The sequence below is a fragment of the Ureibacillus acetophenoni genome (assembly GCF_900220965.1).
GTDB lineage: Bacteria > Bacillota > Bacilli > Bacillales_A > Planococcaceae > Ureibacillus > Ureibacillus acetophenoni.
This window is the reverse complement of the sequence record NZ_OBQC01000008.1, coordinates 85,173-104,405: the sequence shown is the minus strand read 5'-3', so window position 1 is coordinate 104,405 and position 19,233 is coordinate 85,173. Positions and strand designations below refer to the sequence as shown.

Here is a 19,233-nt window from a genome sequence, read left to right as displayed (position 1 = left end):
TTTTTGAGATTTAACAAGGAGGATACTATTTTTATGAATAATGAAAAAAGTAATTTGATAAAATTAATATGTATACGACTAACCCATATCGGAATTATTATTAGTTTTGTTCTAGTAACATATTTTGTTATAGATGGACAATTACAAGAAAGCGAGTCTTCATCAAAAAATGAATTACACGAAGTGACAAAACAACACTTTGAACCTAGACAAACAACGGCTGCAATACTAAATAATTTAACACCTAAAATGTCCACAATTGAATACTTGGAAAACAATTCGGTCTTTAAACCGTCTTCTATTCTACAACTCCCTGATAGTTTAACTTTAACGGAAAACATATCAGAACAACTTGTGGATGAACAAACTAAAGACAAATCAGCATTTGCTCTACTACAAAATAATCCAGCATTAGGGAAATCATCAATTGAGGAAACAATTGCTGAAACAGAAGAAAATGAAGCACAAGAAGAACAAGCTGAAGGTGAAATCGAAAGTGACAATCCTATCTTAGAAGAAAATGAAGATTCAACACCTGAAATTTCAGAAGAAGATTCAGATGTAGATGAATCACCAGCTACACCTATTGAAAATGATCCAGCATTAGATATAACAATCATTACACAACAACAACAGCCACAAAATACATTCCCATATAGTGAAAAATTACCTCTTCCTTATGAACATCAAGAGTATTTGTACAATTTATGTGTTCAATACGGTTTAGATTATGAAAAAACGTTAGCCGTAATGGAACACGAAAGTAAGTTCAATCCGAATGCGATTGGTGCAACTTCAGACTTTGGCTATTTCCAAATTAATTCTATTAATCATCAGTGGCTTTCTGATAAGCTTGGAACAGCAAATGCTCCACTAGATCCATATGTTAATATGCAATGGGGAACATTCTTTTTAGCTGATTTATATGAGTATTGGGAGGGCCAAGGTTTAACAGGCGACGCATTAGATGAGGCTGTGCTAAGTTCATATAATAAGGGGAAAACTGGTTTCCGTAGAACAGGTAAAGCAACGAACTATATTGCAAAAGTAAAAGAGTCATATGCACTAATTCAAAACGAATATATTAACTAGAATAAAAGTTGCCTATGGAGTTAATTTAATTCCATAGGCAATTATTATTTAAATCAATAGTTTCAAATACTTCTCGAAGTTAACACCTTCTACTTCTGGTACTCCCTCTAAATAGGTGTCTTGAATAGCCACTGTCAGAAACTGTTCTGCAAGTTCTATTGATTTTTCTAGGTCGTCGCCTCTCATCATACTTCCCATCATAATAGATGCAAATAAATCTCCGGTACCTGAATAACTTTTTCCGTTATAAGGCATCTCAGAATAGAAAGTTTTACTACCGTCCAAATACATATTACCTACAAACTGATAACCAGAATCTTTTGGTGGTGGAGTTACACCAGTTAGTACCACTTTTGCGTTTGTTTCAAGCTGCAAAGTATTTCCGACTTCTTCTAATGCTTTTAAAAAGTCTTTTTCATTAGAATAGCTATGTAACTTTTCGTAAGAGAGCCCTGTTAAAAGACAACACTCTGTGACATTTGGCGTAATCACATCCGCACTCTTAACGAGATCTTTCATACGTTCTAACAATTCGTTAGTAAAAAGCTTGTATGCTTCGCCGACATCACCCATAACAGGGTCAACAAGTACTACGGTTTCATCTCTTTTGAATTTATCTATAAAACGGAAAATATTATTTATTTGCTCTTGTCCAGTGACAAAACCTGTGTAGATTCCATCAAACGTTGCATTAAGCTTACTCCATTCCTCTTCAAAAAAGTGCATTTTAGATGTGAAATCTTCGTAAAAGAAACTAGGAAAACCTGTTTGAGCAGACAAGATTGCAGTTGGCAATGGGCAAGCTTGTACACCCATAACAGAAAGTACTGGAATTGCAGCTGTTAGCGAACATTTTCCAAAAGATGATAAATCCTGAATTACAGCGACTTTTTTCATAATAACCTCCAAAAGATATACCAAACTTCAATTGTTTCCATCGTATCATAAAATGTAGAGTGAGAACTTAAATGTATCCTCAGAAAATAGAAATAAATCTAAATTTTAATGTAAAAAGAGGGATGGCAGCCAACACCATCCCTACTAAAAATTTAACGTTCAATCCCTGCAATACCAAAGCCACCAGGTCCAGCGTGGGTTGAGATCATCGCACCAGCTTGCATCCATTTTACATTTTTGAATCCTTCCTCGATTGCAATTTGATCAATCCTTTTCTTTATACTTTCTTCAAGTCCAATGGAGAAGAGTAAGTACAACTGTTGTCGGTCAATGTTGTATTCGTTTAAATAATCTCGAAAAAGTTTTTCTGCGACTGTGCTCATATTCCCTCGATATTTTTTAGTTGAAACAAGCTTTCCTTCTTTCAATTCTATACATGGCTTTATCTTCAATAAAGCTCCACTAATATAAGCAATATTACTCACACGCCCACCTGCTCTTAGAAAATCTAAGCTACCAGGAATGAATGCGAGCCTTGTTTTAGGTACTATGGCTTCAACTTTTTCTATTAACTCTTCAGTCTCAATGGTAGGATTTTCTTCAAGTAATTGGACTGCATACATTACAACAGCACCTAAACCACCAGTTACGTTTAACGCATCAATAAGATAAATATCCGTAAAACTTTCAGCAGCAATTAACGCACTTTGAAAGGATGCGGAAGCTTTTGAAGTATAGCCAATATGAATGATGATACTTTTTGGGTATTCTTCTCTTATCCGTGTAAATAAATCATGATACTCATGTTCATTTGTTGCGGCTGTAGATGGAATTTTTTTAGTACGATGGTGATAATCAAAAACTTCTTCAACTGATAATTCCCCATCTAAATAATCTTTTCCATCCATTATTACGTGCATCGGTACTACTTGAATATTATGTTTTGCAACTAAATCTTTTGGTAAATCGGCCCCACTCTCAGTTGAAAAAATAATTCTCCCCATTGGACATCTCCTTTTAACAAACAAACACAACGATTCCTGTTTGTTATTTTGTTTTATAAGTTTACTATACATCAAATGGATAGTTCTTCCACTTAATTATTTCGAAAATTGTTATACTTTATATAACTTTTTAAACTCCGGATTCAGTTTTCTCCTCAACCTTGATTAATTGTGAATTTGCATTGGCATTTACTACTCTTCTAAACTAAACCATAAATCCATTACTAATTCTAACTCATCAGATAATGCCACTTTTCTTTCGTAAAGCTTACTAAGCGTTTCGTAATCACTTTGATTTTGAGTCATCGCTAAATCTATTTCTTTTATTTCATTTTCGAGTTTTTCGATTTTGGTCAGCACTCGTTCCTTTTTTTTTACATTGTTTTCTTTCTTTTCATATGGTTCAACCTTTTTTAGCTTCTCTTTTGACTTAGGTTCTTCTTTATTAATTGTCTTTAATTTATCGATTTCATTTTTATAATCATCATAATTTCCTGGGTAGCTTTTAAAAGAATAGTTTTCAATTGCTACAATACGCCCACCGATTTTATTTATAAAGTATCGATCGTGTGAGACAAATAGAATCGTACCTTCAAAATCTTCCAACGCTTCCTCAAGTGTTTCAATAGAATCAATGTCTAAATGATTTGTTGGTTCATCCAAAATTAGCAAATTGATATCTTGGTATAGTAGCATTGCAAGCTTCAAACGGATTCTTTCGCCACCTGATAGGTGCTTTACTTTTTTGAAGACCGTGTTTTTATAAAACATGAACTTCGACAAATATTCTCTTGCTTCCCCCTCTAAAATTGAGATGTTTTCTCTAAATGTTTCTAAAACCGTACTATCCTCATTATTAAAAGTTATTTTTTGAGGTAAGTAAGCAGGCATCACATTAGCTCCAAACTGAACAGTGCCAGTGTCAGGCGTTTCTTCCCCTAATAACATTTTTATAAATGAAGTTTTCCCGCTTCCATTTTGGCCAATAAGACCGACTCTTTCTCCATACTGAATTAACAAATTAGTATTTTTAAAGATAATTCGACCATTGTAAGACTTTGATAGGTCAACTGCTTTGATTGTTTCCTTTCCAGAACGTTCTGTCGCAGTTAAATTGAGTCTCATGTTTCGTCTTTCAAAGACAGGCTTATCGATTCGATCCATTTTATTGAGTTTCTTTTGCATATTAGCAGCTCTTCTAAAGAATTTATTGTTGTCTGCTCTCAAAGCCCAGTCTCTTAAGTCTTTAATTGTTTGTTCCATACTTTTGATGCTTTTTTGTTGTTCGCGGAAATGCTCGTATTGGATCCTCATATTCTCTTCTTTTTGACTAGCGAAAGATGAATAGTTACCTTTGTAACTAATGGATTCCATATCTTCAAATTCAACGATTTTCGTAACAACATTGTCTAAAAAATATCGATCATGGGAGACGATAATTACGATTCCTTTATAGTTTTTTAAATATCCTTCCAACCATTCAATTGAATCCATATCTAAATGATTCGTTGGTTCATCTAGTAGTAATATGTTTGGATTGTGAATTAATAGTTTCCCTAAAACAACTGTTGTCTTTTCTCCACCACTTAAAAGGTCAAAGTCTCTATTTAAGAAAGTTTCATCAAATTTCAAACCCGTACAAACTTTGCTTAATTTTTCTTCTTTCTCATACCCGCCTTTTAGTTCATATAATTGAACTAAATTGCTATATTTATTTAAAGTCTTTTCAAGTTCTATATCTTTTAACGATTGCATTTTTTCTTCTAAATCTCGCATTTGATATTCAATTGAATCAAGTTCTTCAAAGGCTAAAACGTCTTTCACTTTTAACCCTTCTGGATAAGTCGGCATTTGTTCAAGGTATGCACAACTTACCCCTCTTGACATTTTAATTAGCCCTTCATCATACCCAGGGCTTGAAGTTTGGGGATAACCAGGGTAGTAATTCATCGGTTCAATTCCAGCAATGAGTTTTAAAATAGTACTTTTCCCACTACCATTAGCCCCGACAATCCCAATTTTGTCCCCTTCATATGCCTCAAACGAAATATTGTTCACAACAAGCGTCGCTTCCATATATTTTTTTACGCCCATTAACTTTAATTCAAACATACAAATTCCCTCTTTCATCCATAAAGTAAGAAGTTACACCGTTTATGGACAGGGCACTAGACATAATTTACTAAATATTTAGAATTGTTTGCGTACCTGGTACACAAAATATTTTGAATTGTTTGCGTACCTGTCACCCGAAATATTCTGAATTGTTTGGGTACCTGTCACCCGAAATATTCTGAATTGTTTGGGTACCTGGTACTCGAAATGTGACAATAAAAAAGACCGTAAGAAGATCAGTACTTCTTACAGTCTAAAATAATCGTAGAATATGAATCGATTTAGTGTTGAACACACTAAAAAGCTCCGCGAAAAGAGTGCATAAGTGCCCTTATGATCGCGTACAAATTTACTAAACAGTAAATTTAAATTATATTCTAATTTCAGTAAAGTAAGTTACCTTCTAAATTGCCCGATTCATAAAGAGCATAACAAATAAACCTAATTAAATTAGGCGATTTTCACACTCATTAATAAATCCTATTAATTTTAAAAATTAAATTAATATTAGCAATTAGATGGCGTCATAAACTTACTCTCCTTTTCCAGAATTAACTATATCATTACATTTTATCGTTATTTTGTAAATAAATTTCTATGGTCCAGTTCACCCATTCAACATCACTTTTTTAAATTCCTCAATAAAGGCATCATAATGTAATTTAACAGCAATCCTCGTTTTCCCCTTTTTACTTGTTGGCCGAATATCAATAAAGGACATTCCCTTTGCCTCGGTGCTCTCAATAACAGTTGCATCATAATGAATATAATCTACAATGCTTGGATTTTTAACAACCATAACTGTTAGTAAGTCGTGAATGGGTGCTCCTTGAATACCAGGCGTACTTTTCTTATAAAATTCGTAGTAATATTTGAAAATAGGTTCCATCAAAAATGCATAAACATTTTTCATATTTTTTGAAATAAACTCCACCATTTCTTCAGAAAGCACAGCATGTTGAGTAACATTTAACGGGGTGATCGTCAGATTATGTGCATTTTTCACAACAAGATTCGAAGATGTCGGATCACCATAGAAATTTGCTTCAGCCAATGCAGTTGCGTTACCAGGAACGAAAAATGCACCGCCCATAACATAAATGGAGTGTACCATTTTGATATGTTCTGGATAAAGGTTAAATACTGTTGCTAGCGTAGTAGAACGCCCTGTGTCGACAATAATCAGTTCGTTTTTATACTTTTCAATAATGACACGGATCATATCAAAGGGGTAAATCTTATATCGTAAGTTAGAGGGGGGTTTAATGGGACCAATGCCTTTTTCTCCGTGAATTTCCGGATAAATTCTTAAATTTTGTTCTTCTTGGACAGGCATAGATGCACCAGGAATGATTGGAATATCTGTCCTCCCAGCTAAATCCAACAGATATGCTGCATTTGCTGTTACCTGATCTTTTGTCAAATTTCCATAACTTGTTACAATACCAACTAGCTCAATCTCCGGATCAAGTATTGAATACATTATAGCTAAGGAATCATCAATCCCAGGATCACAGAAAAGAAGAATTTTCTTCGTTATAAGAAGCACCTCACCTTCTATAACAAATATATTCAGTTATATGCACCAAATGCCTAGAATGTTAAGAGTAAGACAAGCAAAAAGGAAAAACAATCCAAATGGGGGGATTAAAAAAGGAAAACCTGTAGTTTTTGGCCTAGAGTAGTTAAGTATCACGGCATAATCTTGAAGTAGTACCTTACCTTGGAAGGAGGCACAATTGTGTATTATTTCTATCATTATCATCGTAATCCTTACCCATATCCCTCATATCCCACTGCACAAACACACTTAACAATGAATCCACAATTTTTAAATCATACCGCCCAAAGGCAAGATGGATATCCACCAGTAGATCCAGATCGCCTATATCAATCTGCAAATCAATCTCAGCAACTAATGGCCGATGCTAACAAATTAGTTCAGAGATTTGCAACTTCTAAAGATTTTTGTACACAAGTTATGGATGCTGCGCAGCGCAATAATCGCGATGAAGTTCAACGACTAATTAAATCAAGCGGGGTTAACTCTGATGTTACTATGTACTTTAATCCGGATGGTTTACGATTAGAATTTAAATCAGCTAATATAGAATGTTGTCAATTATTAATAGTATTGCGTTGGCGATAAATCAACTTATTACTGTTCAGCCCTTAAACACCTTATGATGCTAGGGTATTCAAGGGCTTTTTTAATTTCACTCGACATCAAATGAATTCAAATTAATCCATTAGAATGTAGGGTTAACTTCGTAGGAAAAAATAGGAGTCGGAATGCTCCCCTTTTCAGTTTATACGTTATCTATATCTTGTATTGAAAGACTCTCTAATGAACCAAAAACTTCTTTTACTTCTAACTCCAATTCATTAATAAGGTTGAACTCTTCTTTCCTAGAAGTTAATACTTTTACGATATTGGCATAATACCAATGTTGATGGTATTTACCCCGTTTAAATCGTTGCCAGATCGACTCCCCCTGTAAATTTAGGTCAATTCTAATTGACCTTAAATTATGCAATTTATCTGCAACAATCACTTGTAACTCTTCTAAAGATACATCCTTTAACTGGTCAATCGTATGTTGCTTTCTAACTTCCCAGGACTGAGATTTATCATTCTCAGATGCCGCCACAACAAGGTTTGCCACTTGAGCACCAAAATTTCCTTTCAAATCCCCATAAGTTGCCTCAGTATCTTCCAATGTATCATGTAAGATCCCTGCCACGATTACTTCTTCTGAGCAATTAGCTTTTTGCAATAACATTCCCACCGCAAATGGATGTGTAATATAAGGGATATCTGACCCCTTCCTCATCTGATTTCTATGAGCTTTCGAAGAATAGATGATCGCCTTTTCAATCAAATCCATTAAATCCCTCCTCTTATATAAGCTTAAAATTAATATTGTTTATAAACCACATATTTATGTTTTTAGTGGAAGTATTAATAATCACTAACATCTAGATTCTCAAACTTTAAACAAATAGTCAAAAATGGTCAAATTAATTATTGACAGATAATATTTAAAGGAGTTATTATAATCTCGAAAGGTCAAAGTTAGTCAAAGTCAAATGGAGTGACCTTTTATATACAAAAATCATTTAGGAGGTTTTTAATATGTTTCCATTTTTCAATAAACATTTCAACAACCCTATGTTGAATGGTCAAAAAATATTGGAGATAAAAGCCCCAAATGGTGGGTTTTATCGCTTTTCAACGAACGTTATAGATGATAAAACTTTTGATGTATTACGAAATAAGTTAGAAGAAGCTGTGAAGAACAACGACCAAAAGGCGTTCGATCTTGCCTGGAATGAATTAACTTCTAACAATAAATTTATTTCTAATTTTGAAAATGAGTTAGACAAATTCCATAGTTCGTTTCAACAATTGTTTCAAGAAACAAATCGATTTTTCAACAATCGAAACTCCTTCCTATTAGATCACCCATTTTTCACAGAACCTAAAGCATTAACTGAACAATCTATTGATCAACAAATTGAGCATTATCAACAAAAAATCGATAAGCTTCAAAACGAAAAAAATAATATCAACCTAAAAAATAGAAAACAACAATTACAAGAAGATTTAGCAAATAAGAAAAATCGTTTAGATGCTAAATTAGAAGAGTTTGCAAAAAACCTGGATAATGATCAAATGAAGAAAAAACTTACAAAAGAGATGACAGCATTAAATGATGAAATTAAACAATTGGAAAAAGAATTGAAAAATCTTTAATGCGATAAAACGAGGAAGACCCGCATCTAGCTGGTCTCCCTCGTTTTAAATACATGTTTATAATATTTATTCTTATCTTTAAAGAACTTGACTGGAACTCTTAGTTCGTTTTTTTTGGAAACGAATTGAAAAACTAATCTGTTCAAAACTAATTATTCTCAAAATTTGCTCTCACAGTGTGTATTAAATATACCTGATTCACACATCATCTACAAAATTTCATGTCCTCTTAAATAAGATCGGAAAGTTGGAATTGCCTTTAATTTATCCTCCACTACTTGTATATTCAGATTTTTAGCTAGCGTAGCTATATATGAATAGATTTCTTTCGAAACGATTACTTTGCGAGGTAATGTAGGTAGTGCTTTTAACGTCTCGAAAAATGCTGCTTGTACAATTGGTGGAATTTTTTGTAACGGAATTAATTCCTCATGGATAACTAATTCTGAGTGACGATCGATAGTTAATATCATTAACGGATAGTATGGACGTTCCCCTGCTTCAGCTTGAATGGCCTGGGGTAAATAAAATGCGTCGAACTCAATTTCTTGGTTGTTTACTTTCTTCTTAGCTAGTTGTTTTACTTCAAACTCAGAAATTTCAATGAATACAGGATAAAACCCTTCATCTTCCACTGAATTGAAACTAATAATCTGTTCATTCAATTCCATTTGACCTTTCACAATGATTTTTTGTCTGAAGTAATAATCACCAATAGGTAAGTCAGGTACTGTCCATCCATTTTTACACTCATTGATTACTTCAATCGTTTCTTTCATCGCATACAATAGTAATTCTGTTTCAAATCCATCAGGAATCCATGGGAACTTCCCTGGAATATAGGATCTAAACTGAATCCAGTTTTTCTTTCCACGGTAGCTTAGTCCCTGTGATTTTATTAGATTGTAGTCCTCATTTGATAACTCATCTCGATTGACATATGATACATTTAAACTTTGAATATCAAAATAATAATCTTCTGTTATGTTATCAAGGTATATGTTTTCTAATGCCTTGCGCCCACTTTCCCCTGTATAGATCGCCAGACCAAACTCTTGTCCACCCGCTCCAAGTACACTGATAAATAACATGATTTCTGTTTCAGGGTGCTCAACCACAATGACTTGATAATCCTTAAGATATTCCCATGGTTTTAGTTGTTTTAATTCATCAGCTACATCAAATAAATCATTCCAATTTGTTGGTATTTGAACGGCTTTTTGTAATTCATGCTCAAGATTTTCAAACTCATCTCCGAATAATTCATCTATCATCTCATCATCTATGAATGGTAAAAAACTAAGATCCTCAGAAATTTCTTTTAAATTTATCGTAATTCCCGGTTGATCTATATATCCTATCCCCGCAATACAACGTGGATAATTTATTGTTTTCTTTGGACTTATTCTCTTTTTAACCGTTATTAAAAATGAAAGATCATCATCTCCGATTGTCAGTTCAGCATAATCCATTTCATTTATTAGATAATCGCATAAATCTTCATTTTCATCCTCAAGAATTTCATCCTCGTCGACAAAAAATGTTCCATCCAAATCCACACCAATATAAGTATCATTTAGAAGACCTTTACTTCTTTTAATGTGGAATAAATAAGATTGTAAGTCTGAAAGGTCGAACAAAATATCAATTGCATCAAATAATTGTTCAAATGTCATATGTTCATCAATTTCAAGCACACGATTTACTTCAGATTCAAAGTCCTGGAGTACTATTTCTAATTGAATTATATTTCCCACTATTTTATCCTCGCTAATAATTAATATGTTGTCTTACGGCTGGCCATTTCTTTCTAATGATAGCTTATAACGGGTTGGTGTGTCATATAAAAACCAGTTTACATTTCCTTGATTGCAAAAGACACATAAGTAGTATTTTCTTGCTGTTTGTCTAATTGAAAGTATTTCTAATTTGATGTTAATTTTGGGGAATAGTGAGTAAACGATAAGATTAACGGAGATGATGATAAATAAATGCATAATGTGGTCTATCTAAACTGCTTGCTCAATTGGCTTTCAGGTTTTCATCGACTATCCAAAGTACACTTTAACATGTCCCTCTTTTTTGGCGGTTGCTAAACAACTTTGAATAAAATTTAAGATTTGTTCATGATTCCAATTGATCATTGAGGAATCTTTTAGATATGATTCCTTGAATTCATTTAATGCTTTTTCAATTTGTTCTACTGAATACGTAGAACTGTCTGCAGAACCACTAACTCCTGCATTGTACTTATTTGCATCCAGTATTGTATAAAGTATTGCAGCATGATGATTCCCCATGCTAAATCGTGCATATGCTATTTCTTTTCCTGCTTTGTTAAATCCAAAAATATCGTGTCCCATTATTTATACTCCTTTTTCTACGAATATTCCCACTGAATTCATAGTTACAAAATACAGAATGGATCAAAGTATTTTACATAGTGCACCACCTCTTTCAATTAATTTCAATTGTTATAGAAAATAAAGATGAGAAAAAATAAATGCACATAATCTAACAAATATTTACATAGTTTGGATTTTAAAAATCTTAGGTAGAAATTGAATGTGTTGTTGTTTTAAGAGTTATTGCGAGGCTGTAATTAAATAATTCCATAATAGTTAGATTCCGTCAAAGCTAGAAATTCGACAAAATTCTACATTAAATCATATTTATACAAGTTAGAATTGTCAAAATGATTTTTTGAAATGGTCTCACGTCATAATATTACAAAAAAAATTTTTTATATTTTTAAGAGAGTTTAAAACATTTTATATAAAACTATTTTATTATTGCCTGTTAATAAGTAGAAATTTATATTATTGGTAGAAGTAAAGGGGGAATTTTGGATGGGAGAAATAAGAAAGTTAGTTAATGTAAGTGAGTTTGAAAAGTTCGTAGATATTGTAGCTAATGCATATCCAGGAATACTTGCAAATACACCACAAGAAAAGCAAAAGTTTAAAGAGTTTTTAATGAATAAGCAACATGACGATCCTGCAGTTGATTTCTTCGGTTTGTTCAGAGATCAGCAGCTAATTGCAGGGATGCGTATACATTACTATGAAATGAACTTATTCTCTAAAAAAGCGGAAATTGGTGGCGTCGGTTTAGTTGCAGTGGATTTGTTGCATAAAAAAGAGCGTGCTGCAAAAGAATTGATTGAACAGTTTTTTCAAATGTTTAAGGAAAAAGGAGTCAATATCGTAGCTTTGTACCCTTTCAGACCTGATTTTTATAAGAAAATGGGATTTGGCTATGGATCTAGCATATACCAATACTTCCTAGAGCCATCTAGCTTTCCAAAAGGACCTACAAAAGAGCATCTATTCTATACAAAGGAAGAAGATTTGGAGCTATTAAAAGCTTCCTATAAGCGTTTTGTTGAAAGTAATCATGGTATGTTTTATAAAACAGAATATGAATGGCAAGCTTTGTTTAAAAATGCTGAAAATCGCATTGTTGCTTTTAGAAAGAATAATAAGATACAAGGGTACATTGTTTTTACTTTTAGAAAACAGAGCGAAACTAACTTTATGCTCAACAAATTAGTGATTAAAGAATGGATTTATGAAACACCCGAAGCATTAGTAGAGCTTAGCACATTTTTAAATAGCCAAGCCGATCAAGTTCACCGAATTGAATGGAACACCCAGGATGAAGCTGTTCGATTCCTAGTAGATGATGCTCGCAACGGCTCTACTGAGTTAATTCCTAGCGTATATCATCCAAGTGCTACTTCAGGAATTGGGTTAATGTACCGTATCATTGATGTGAAAGGCTTTATCCAACAAATTAGTCATCGCAAACTATTATCACCTGACTTGAAAGTGAAACTAACAGTTACCGATTCCTTCTTCCCTAACAACCAAGGGGAGCTAGTACTACAGGTTAAAGACGGATTACTGGAAGTTATAGAAAATGCTGATGTTCAAGTAGAAGTAAAAATTGATATTGCCGAACTATCTTCTTTATTAATGGGAGTTATATCACTTAAACAATTATATATGTTTAGCAAGATTGAGATTAGCGACTCTACCTACTTGGAGACATTAAATTCTATATTTAGTTCATTTAATAAACCAATTTGTATGACAGCTTTTTAAAAGAGAATATAGTATTTGTAAGAGGCTGGGACAAAAGATAATCTTCAGCAATCAGAAGGTTATTGTAATAGTAAAATATTGCTCACAACTTTATTTGAAAGTCGTTCGCTGGAGAGGCAGGCTGAGACTCCTGCAGGACATAGAAGCAGTCTTGAGACCCTGCAGAGCTTTAGCTTGAAGCGGCTCAAGGCTTCCCTGCGGAAAGCGAGGCCTGCATCGGAAGCGAACGATACTATATCCAAAAAGTACAATCGGAAAAGAATGACCGATTGTACTTTTTTACTTATGTCCCAAGCTCTTTTATTTTGCCTAGATAGATTAAAATCTACAGGATAAAAGAGGAATTCAATTAGACTTTCACGAACTTCACATTAGAAAGTTAGAAAGGAGAATATATATGAAACCACCTGTTGCAAAACGTATTCCTTATACCCATGAATTGCATGGAGACCGTCGTGAAGATGATTATTATTGGTTAAAAGACCGTACAAATCCAGAAGTTATTCAGTACTTAGAGGAAGAAAATCGGTATTATGATGAAATCATGAAACCACTGGAGAAACAAACTGAACAGATTTATCAAAGTATGGTAGACCGTGTACCCGATTCTGATGTAAAGGTTCCGGTACAACATGGGCCATTCTTCTACTATTCTCGACTAGATAAAGATAAACAATATCCAATTTACGCCCGTAAACAAGCTGCTAACCGTGAGCTTCTTGCAAATGCGAAAGAACAAATCATTCTCGACCTTAATGTATTGGTTGCTGGGGATGATTATTTAAGTGTGACAGAACGTCGTACGAGCACTGATCATAAACTACTAGCCTATTTGGAAAACCGGGATGGTTCAGACCGCTATACATTACACATAAAAGATTTGGAAACAGGCGAACTATTACCTGACAAAATTCCGAATGTCTATTTGTATAGCAGTATTGAATGGAGTCATTGCGGCGAATTCATTTTTTATATTACTGTTGATGAAATGCAACGACCATACCAATTGTGGCGTCATCTTATAGGTAGTGATGTTGCTAATGATGAATTACTTTACGAAGAAAAAGATGTAACCTATACCCTTTTTATCTATAAATCACAAAGTGGAAAGTTTATTAATGTTTATTCGAGATCTAGTACGACAACTGAAATCCGTCTTATTAACGCCGAAGAACCTTTGGCTTCACTACAGTTAATAGATGGACGTCGTGAAGGCGTAGAATATGATGTTGAACATTGGGGAGAAGATTTACTAATTCTGACGAACGAGGATGCATTGAACTTCCAAATCCTTCACTGCCCTATTAGTGATCCATCTTCACGTAAGAGCTTAATACCATATGACAAAAATCGTTTCATTCAGGCAATGTACCCGTTCCAAAACTCTTTGCTTCTTTTAGGTCGAGAAAACGGATTGACACAAATTTGGTTATTTAAAGATGATAAATTAACGCAATTTGAATGGGATGAACCACTATATACATTGTCAATTATAGAAAACCAAAGCTATGACGCATCAGAATTATTAATTCACTTTGAATCATTAATTACACCTAAAACAACTTATGCGCTGAATTTACAAACTGGGGAGAAGACTGTTTTACAAGTTGCACCTGTTAGTGGAGACTATGAAGTTTCTAATTATCTTCAAGAACAATTATGGACAGTTGCTGAAGATGGCGTAAAAATCCCGATGACTGTTGTCTATCGTGAAGGTGCGCTTGATAATGGACCTGCACCATTGATTTTATCAGGCTACGGTTCCTATGGTGCAAACAGCGAGCCATATTTCGATCCGTACCGTCTTCCATTACTTGACCAGGGCATTGTATTTGTCACTGCTCAAGTACGCGGTGGTTCTGAAATGGGCCGCAGTTGGTACATGAATGGGAAAATGGAACATAAACGAAATACATTTACTGATTTTATTGCTGCAGCAAAACATTTAATTGAACTAGGCTATACAAATTCCAGTAAAATGGCTGCACGTGGTGGCAGTGCAGGTGGTTTACTAGTAGGTGCCGTTGCAAATATGGCTGGAGAGCTATTCGAAGTAATTGTTCCTGAAGTGCCGTTCGTAGATGTTGTTACGACGATGCTAGACGAAACGATTCCTCTTACTACATTGGAATGGCAAGAATGGGGTGATCCTAGAAAGCCTGATGAATACCACTATATGAAATCATATAGTCCGTATGATAATGTTGAAGCGAAAAATTATCCGCATATGTACATTACAACTGGATTAAATGACCCGCGAGTCGGTTATTGGGAACCTGCAAAATGGGTTGCTCAATTAAGAGCCTTGAAAACAGATAACAATATCCTTGTGCTAAAAACAAATATGGGGGCTGGGCATTTTGGTGCTTCAGGTCGTTTTAACCATTTGAAAGAAGCGGCTGAATGCTATGCATTTATTCTTGATAAGCTTGGAGTCCCTGTAGAAGTATAAATAAAATATTAAGAAATGAACGCATTGCTCTAATGCGTTCGAATTTTTTCCCCTCCTTTATACTTTGTACAGATTTTAGACACATAAAATCGCAAGGAAATTCTCAGAATCCTTGTACAATTATAATTTTTTGATTTATTATATTTACATAGCGTGATATTCCAAGATTATGGCTAAAATCATAAAGGAGTTCAGACATGAAGCATATTTATACAGGTAAAACAAAAGACGTTTATGAATTAAATGATGGCAATTATCTATTACAATTTAAAGATGATGTTACAGGTGTGGACGGAGTATTCGATCCAGGTGCCAACTCAGTTGGATTGACAATCGAAGGTGCTGGACGTTCAGGGCTTAAACTAACAAAGTACTTTTTTGAAGTATTAAAAGAAAAAGGAATCCCAACACACTATGTTGATGCTGATATTGAAAAAGCAACAATGACTGTAAAACCTGCTGAAGTTTTCGGAAAAGGGCTAGAAGTGATTTGTCGCTACCGCGCAGTAGGAAGCTTTTTACGTAGATACGGATTATACGCTGAAGAAGGACAACCTTTAGATGCTTTCGTTGAAGTGACTATTAAAGATGACGAACGCCAAGACCCACCAATTAGCGAAGACGCTTTAGATATGCTTGGTATCTTATCTAAAGATGAATATAAAGTGTTAAAAGATTTAACACAACAAATCAGTAACGTCGTGAAAGAAGAATTAGCGAAAAAAGGAATTGAATTATACGATATTAAATTAGAATTCGGCCGTACAGGTACAGGTCGCCAAATCGTTCTAATTGATGAAATCTCTGGTGGTAACATGCGTGCCTATAAAGATGGGAAATACATTGAACCATTAGAATTAGAAAAACTGTTCTTATAAATTATTTCAAGCCTCTTCATAAACATTTTTATGAAGAGGCTTTTATTTTCATATGTTCTTTTTCATAATGCTACGTTCCTCAATCAATCCCATTCTCCTAATACAGTAATTTACAATTAACTGACTACTATATAAAATAAAGAATCATAGATAGATAGGCGGTTTGGTCTTGAGGCGTATTCATTATAGTTGGTTTATTTTAATTATTTCATTTTTTTCCATTATTGTCGCCGGAATTATTGTTGCATCATCTGGAGTCTTCTTAACACCTTTTGAAAAAGAGTTTGGTTGGGATCGCCCCGTAATCTCCATTGCTTTTGGAATTTGTCTGCTTTTCTATGGAATATCAGGTCCTTTTATGGCCGCATTACTGGAGAAATTCGGGCTAAAGAAAATGATGCTAGTAGCTATGGCAACTTTGCTTATAGGACTCTTATTAATCCTTTTGATGAATCAATCTTGGCAATTGATTATCATTTGGGGAATTATTATTGGACTTGGGTCTAGTCTTTTCTTAACAGTATTAAGTCCATATGTAGCAAATCATTGGTTTAAAGAAAAAAGAGGACTTGCGACAGGAATATTAACAGCAAGTACGGCAATGGGCCAATTACTATTACTTCCTGTCTTAGCAATAGTAATTGAAAACTATTCGTGGCGTTGGGCAATTGGGTTAATTTGTGCTCTTAGCATTATTATGTTTATCATTATCTTACTATTTATTAAAAACTCACCCAAAGATATTGGCATTCTTCCTTATGGTCAAACAGAAGATATCGATGAATTAAACAAAAGTCAAAATGGAAATCCAATCGCCATTGCATTTAACGGATTATTTGTTGCTGTGAAGTCAAAGGAATTTTGGTTATTAGCAGGAAGTTTCTTTGTATGCGGTTTTTCAACGAATGGATTAATTGGTACTCATTTTATTTCTTTTTGTATTAGCTTTGGAATACCTTTAGTAACTGCCGCTTCGTTACTTTCATTTATGGGTGTTTTTAACATGGTCGGAACAACTCTATCTGGATGGTTGTCAGATCGCATCGATAATCGCTGGCTATTATTTTGGTATTACCTACTAAGAGGGGGCTCTCTTGTACTTCTTCCTTTCGCGTTAATGGATGGCAATATTACTTGGATTATGGTGTTCACTGTGTTTTATGGGTTAGATTGGGTAGCTACTGTACCACCTACTATTAATCTCTCAAGACAAATTTTCGGACTTCAGAATAGTGCTATTATTTATGGTTGGATTTATGCAGCTCACCAAGTAGGTGCTGCAGCGGCAGCCTATGGCGGAGGTTTAATTTATAAATATTTCAACACTTATACTTGGGCATTTTTTATGGCAGGTGTATTCTGTGTGTTGGCAAGCTTATTTGTAATAGTTATAAAAAAACAGGCAAAGCAAGTAGTTAGCTAATAAAGTTAAAAATTCTCTCCAATATATATAAAGAGCCTCTTCTTAAACATGTTTGTTTTAAGAAGAGGCTCCAATTCTAACCACCGATTCTAAGTCTTCCATCCAATCTATTTAATGTTCCAAGAATACTCATAGCAGCTAAATAGCTTGTCTTTGGATTTTCCGGAAGCGGATTATTTGTAATTGTAAATGTTGCTTCCCCAAAGTCACCAACAATTTCAATATGGTGAACATTCTTATCAATATGTGGATCAGCTATTAGGCTTACTCTCGTTTTCTCAAATCCTATTCCTGCAAGTGAAAGGACGATAGAGACATTCATATTTTTCGGAAACTGTCGGATGGCTTCAATCGCACTACCTTCAAATACAACTTTTGCTTCATCAATTGCCTCGTCAATTAGAGAACTAGCAGGTTTTCGAGTTGTTAACGAAACACCTGTTACCAAACCAAGTGCGTGTGCATTTTGCAATAAATCTAAACCACCTATAGCACCAGATGGTAAGTGTATTTCATGTTTATACTCATTGGATAAATGACTTATCTCTTTTAGCAGTTCAACATCTGCCAGTGCTCCGATACTAATTAATACAACCGCCTTCCTTTTTATAACAGAAGGTATTAAGGATTTCACTGCATGTAAATCTGCTGCCTCTACGACAATATCAATATCCGAATCAAGAAATGCATCAAGATCTGTAAATAATGTTACTTGAAAATTAGATTCCAAAGATTGATATTTTTCCTTATCACGTACGAAAATACTTTTTATTTTTATATCCTGACGACCATTTAATTTTTGCAGTAAAAAATTAGAAATTGCACCTGCACCAATTATACCGATATTCATCGTAGGCCTCCTTAAATATTATCTATCACTATCTTTTCTAACCCTTACCATAACATAGTTTTGATTTTTAGTAGATATGAGCTGATAATGGTGTTTACTTTGAAAACTTAGTCAAATTAGTTACGATAGACTTAGTTAACTAGTATTGGAGGAATTGAAATGGAACTTACTGTATATCTAGCAGGTCAGATTCATGATAATTGGAGGGAGGAAGTTGCTCAAAAAGCAAAAGAAAAGAACCTTCCACTTCATTTTGTAGCACCACAAACAAACCATGATCGTTCAGACAATATCGGTGAAGAAATTCTAGGAAAACAACCGACGAATTATTACAAAGACGATGCAGCATCCGATATAAATAATTTTAGAACGCAGGTTTTAATGCAAAAAGCTGATATCGTTATTGCTTTATTTGGAGAGAAATATAAACAATGGAATACAGCAATGGACGCAAGCATGGCTATCGCAATGAACAAGCCAACTATTATTATCAGACCTGAATCATTAATTCACCCATTAAAAGAACTTTCCAACAAAGCGAATGTAACTGTAGAAACTGTTGACCAAGCAATTGATGTGATCAGTTATATTTTTGAATAATATTCGCAAAGATGAGCACTTGCCAAGACCCAGTTTTCGTAAATTTTACGAATTCTGGG

General features: G+C 34.1%; 16 protein-coding genes. 8 read left to right on the top strand and 8 right to left on the bottom strand.

Annotated features, from left to right (window positions below; genetic code table 11):
- The first annotated feature begins 33 nt into the window (after positions 1-33).
- Positions 34-1,092: a transglycosylase SLT domain-containing protein gene (locus CRO45_RS11820; RefSeq protein WP_097149853.1), complete on the top strand. Its 1,059-nt coding sequence runs from the start codon at positions 34-36 to the stop codon at positions 1,090-1,092.
- A gap of 48 nt (positions 1,093-1,140) precedes the next feature.
- Here CRO45_RS11820 and CRO45_RS11815 read toward each other — a convergent pair whose 3' ends face one another.
- The 4 genes from CRO45_RS11815 to CRO45_RS11800 form a co-directional block, all read right to left on the bottom strand.
- Positions 1,141-1,989, bottom strand: a complete 849-nt coding sequence (locus CRO45_RS11815) for a pyridoxamine kinase (RefSeq protein ID WP_097149852.1) — start codon at positions 1,987-1,989, stop codon at positions 1,141-1,143.
- A gap of 152 nt (positions 1,990-2,141) precedes the next feature.
- Complete coding sequence (locus CRO45_RS11810) at positions 2,142-2,993, bottom strand: DegV family protein (RefSeq protein ID WP_097149851.1); 852 nt, start codon at positions 2,991-2,993, stop codon at positions 2,142-2,144.
- 192 nt (positions 2,994-3,185) lie between these two features.
- Positions 3,186-5,105 (bottom strand): ribosomal protection-like ABC-F family protein, encoded by a 1,920-nt coding sequence (gene abc-f, locus CRO45_RS11805; RefSeq protein ID WP_097149850.1) that lies wholly within the window; start codon positions 5,103-5,105, stop codon positions 3,186-3,188.
- A 610-nt stretch (positions 5,106-5,715) separates the two neighbouring features.
- Entirely contained in the window at positions 5,716-6,648 is a 933-nt protein-coding gene (locus CRO45_RS11800) for a nucleoside hydrolase (RefSeq protein WP_141400330.1), read from the bottom strand.
- Positions 6,649-6,849: 201 nt separating this feature from the next.
- On the opposite strand from CRO45_RS11800, the gene CRO45_RS11795 reads away from it, so the two are divergent.
- A complete protein-coding gene (locus tag CRO45_RS11795) occupies positions 6,850-7,257 on the top strand; it encodes a hypothetical protein (RefSeq protein WP_097149848.1) in 408 nt (135 codons plus the stop codon).
- A 160-nt stretch (positions 7,258-7,417) separates the two neighbouring features.
- Here CRO45_RS11795 and CRO45_RS11790 read toward each other — a convergent pair whose 3' ends face one another.
- A complete protein-coding gene (locus tag CRO45_RS11790) occupies positions 7,418-7,996 on the bottom strand; it encodes an HD domain-containing protein (RefSeq protein WP_097149847.1) in 579 nt (192 codons plus the stop codon).
- Positions 7,997-8,244: 248 nt separating this feature from the next.
- Here CRO45_RS11790 and CRO45_RS11785 point away from each other — a divergent pair, with 248 nt between their 5' ends.
- Positions 8,245-8,865: a hypothetical protein gene (locus CRO45_RS11785; RefSeq protein WP_097149846.1), complete on the top strand. Its 621-nt coding sequence runs from the start codon at positions 8,245-8,247 to the stop codon at positions 8,863-8,865.
- Positions 8,866-9,074: 209 nt separating this feature from the next.
- Here CRO45_RS11785 and CRO45_RS11780 read toward each other — a convergent pair whose 3' ends face one another.
- Both CRO45_RS11780 and CRO45_RS11775 read right to left on the bottom strand, forming a co-directional pair.
- Positions 9,075-10,622: a DUF7309 domain-containing protein gene (locus CRO45_RS11780; RefSeq protein ID WP_170949481.1), complete on the bottom strand. Its 1,548-nt coding sequence runs from the start codon at positions 10,620-10,622 to the stop codon at positions 9,075-9,077.
- 291 nt (positions 10,623-10,913) lie between these two features.
- Positions 10,914-11,228: a hypothetical protein gene (locus tag CRO45_RS11775; protein WP_097149844.1), complete on the bottom strand. Its 315-nt coding sequence runs from the start codon at positions 11,226-11,228 to the stop codon at positions 10,914-10,916.
- A gap of 486 nt (positions 11,229-11,714) precedes the next feature.
- On the opposite strand from CRO45_RS11775, the gene CRO45_RS11770 reads away from it, so the two are divergent.
- From CRO45_RS11770 to CRO45_RS11755, 4 genes are all read left to right on the top strand, one after another.
- A complete protein-coding gene (locus tag CRO45_RS11770; protein ID WP_097149843.1) occupies positions 11,715-12,971 on the top strand; it encodes a GNAT family N-acetyltransferase in 1,257 nt (418 codons plus the stop codon).
- A gap of 397 nt (positions 12,972-13,368) precedes the next feature.
- Entirely contained in the window at positions 13,369-15,423 is a 2,055-nt protein-coding gene (locus tag CRO45_RS11765; protein ID WP_097149842.1) for a S9 family peptidase, read from the top strand.
- Between the two features lie 197 nt (positions 15,424-15,620).
- The gene (locus tag CRO45_RS11760) at positions 15,621-16,301 is read left to right on the top strand and encodes a phosphoribosylaminoimidazolesuccinocarboxamide synthase (protein WP_097149841.1); all 681 of its coding nucleotides are present in this window, start codon (positions 15,621-15,623) and stop codon (positions 16,299-16,301) included.
- 169 nt (positions 16,302-16,470) lie between these two features.
- Positions 16,471-17,724 carry an MFS transporter gene (locus CRO45_RS11755; protein ID WP_097149840.1) on the top strand — a complete coding sequence of 418 codons (1,254 nt, stop codon included), beginning with the start codon at positions 16,471-16,473 and terminating at the stop codon, positions 17,722-17,724.
- Between the two features lie 76 nt (positions 17,725-17,800).
- Here CRO45_RS11755 and nadX read toward each other — a convergent pair whose 3' ends face one another.
- Positions 17,801-18,574 (bottom strand): aspartate dehydrogenase, encoded by a 774-nt coding sequence (gene nadX, locus CRO45_RS11750; protein WP_097149839.1) that lies wholly within the window; start codon positions 18,572-18,574, stop codon positions 17,801-17,803.
- Positions 18,575-18,733: 159 nt separating this feature from the next.
- Between nadX and CRO45_RS11745 the strand changes: the two genes are divergently transcribed.
- Entirely contained in the window at positions 18,734-19,174 is a 441-nt protein-coding gene (locus tag CRO45_RS11745; protein ID WP_097149838.1) for a YtoQ family protein, read from the top strand.
- The last annotated feature ends 59 nt before the right edge of the window (positions 19,175-19,233 follow it).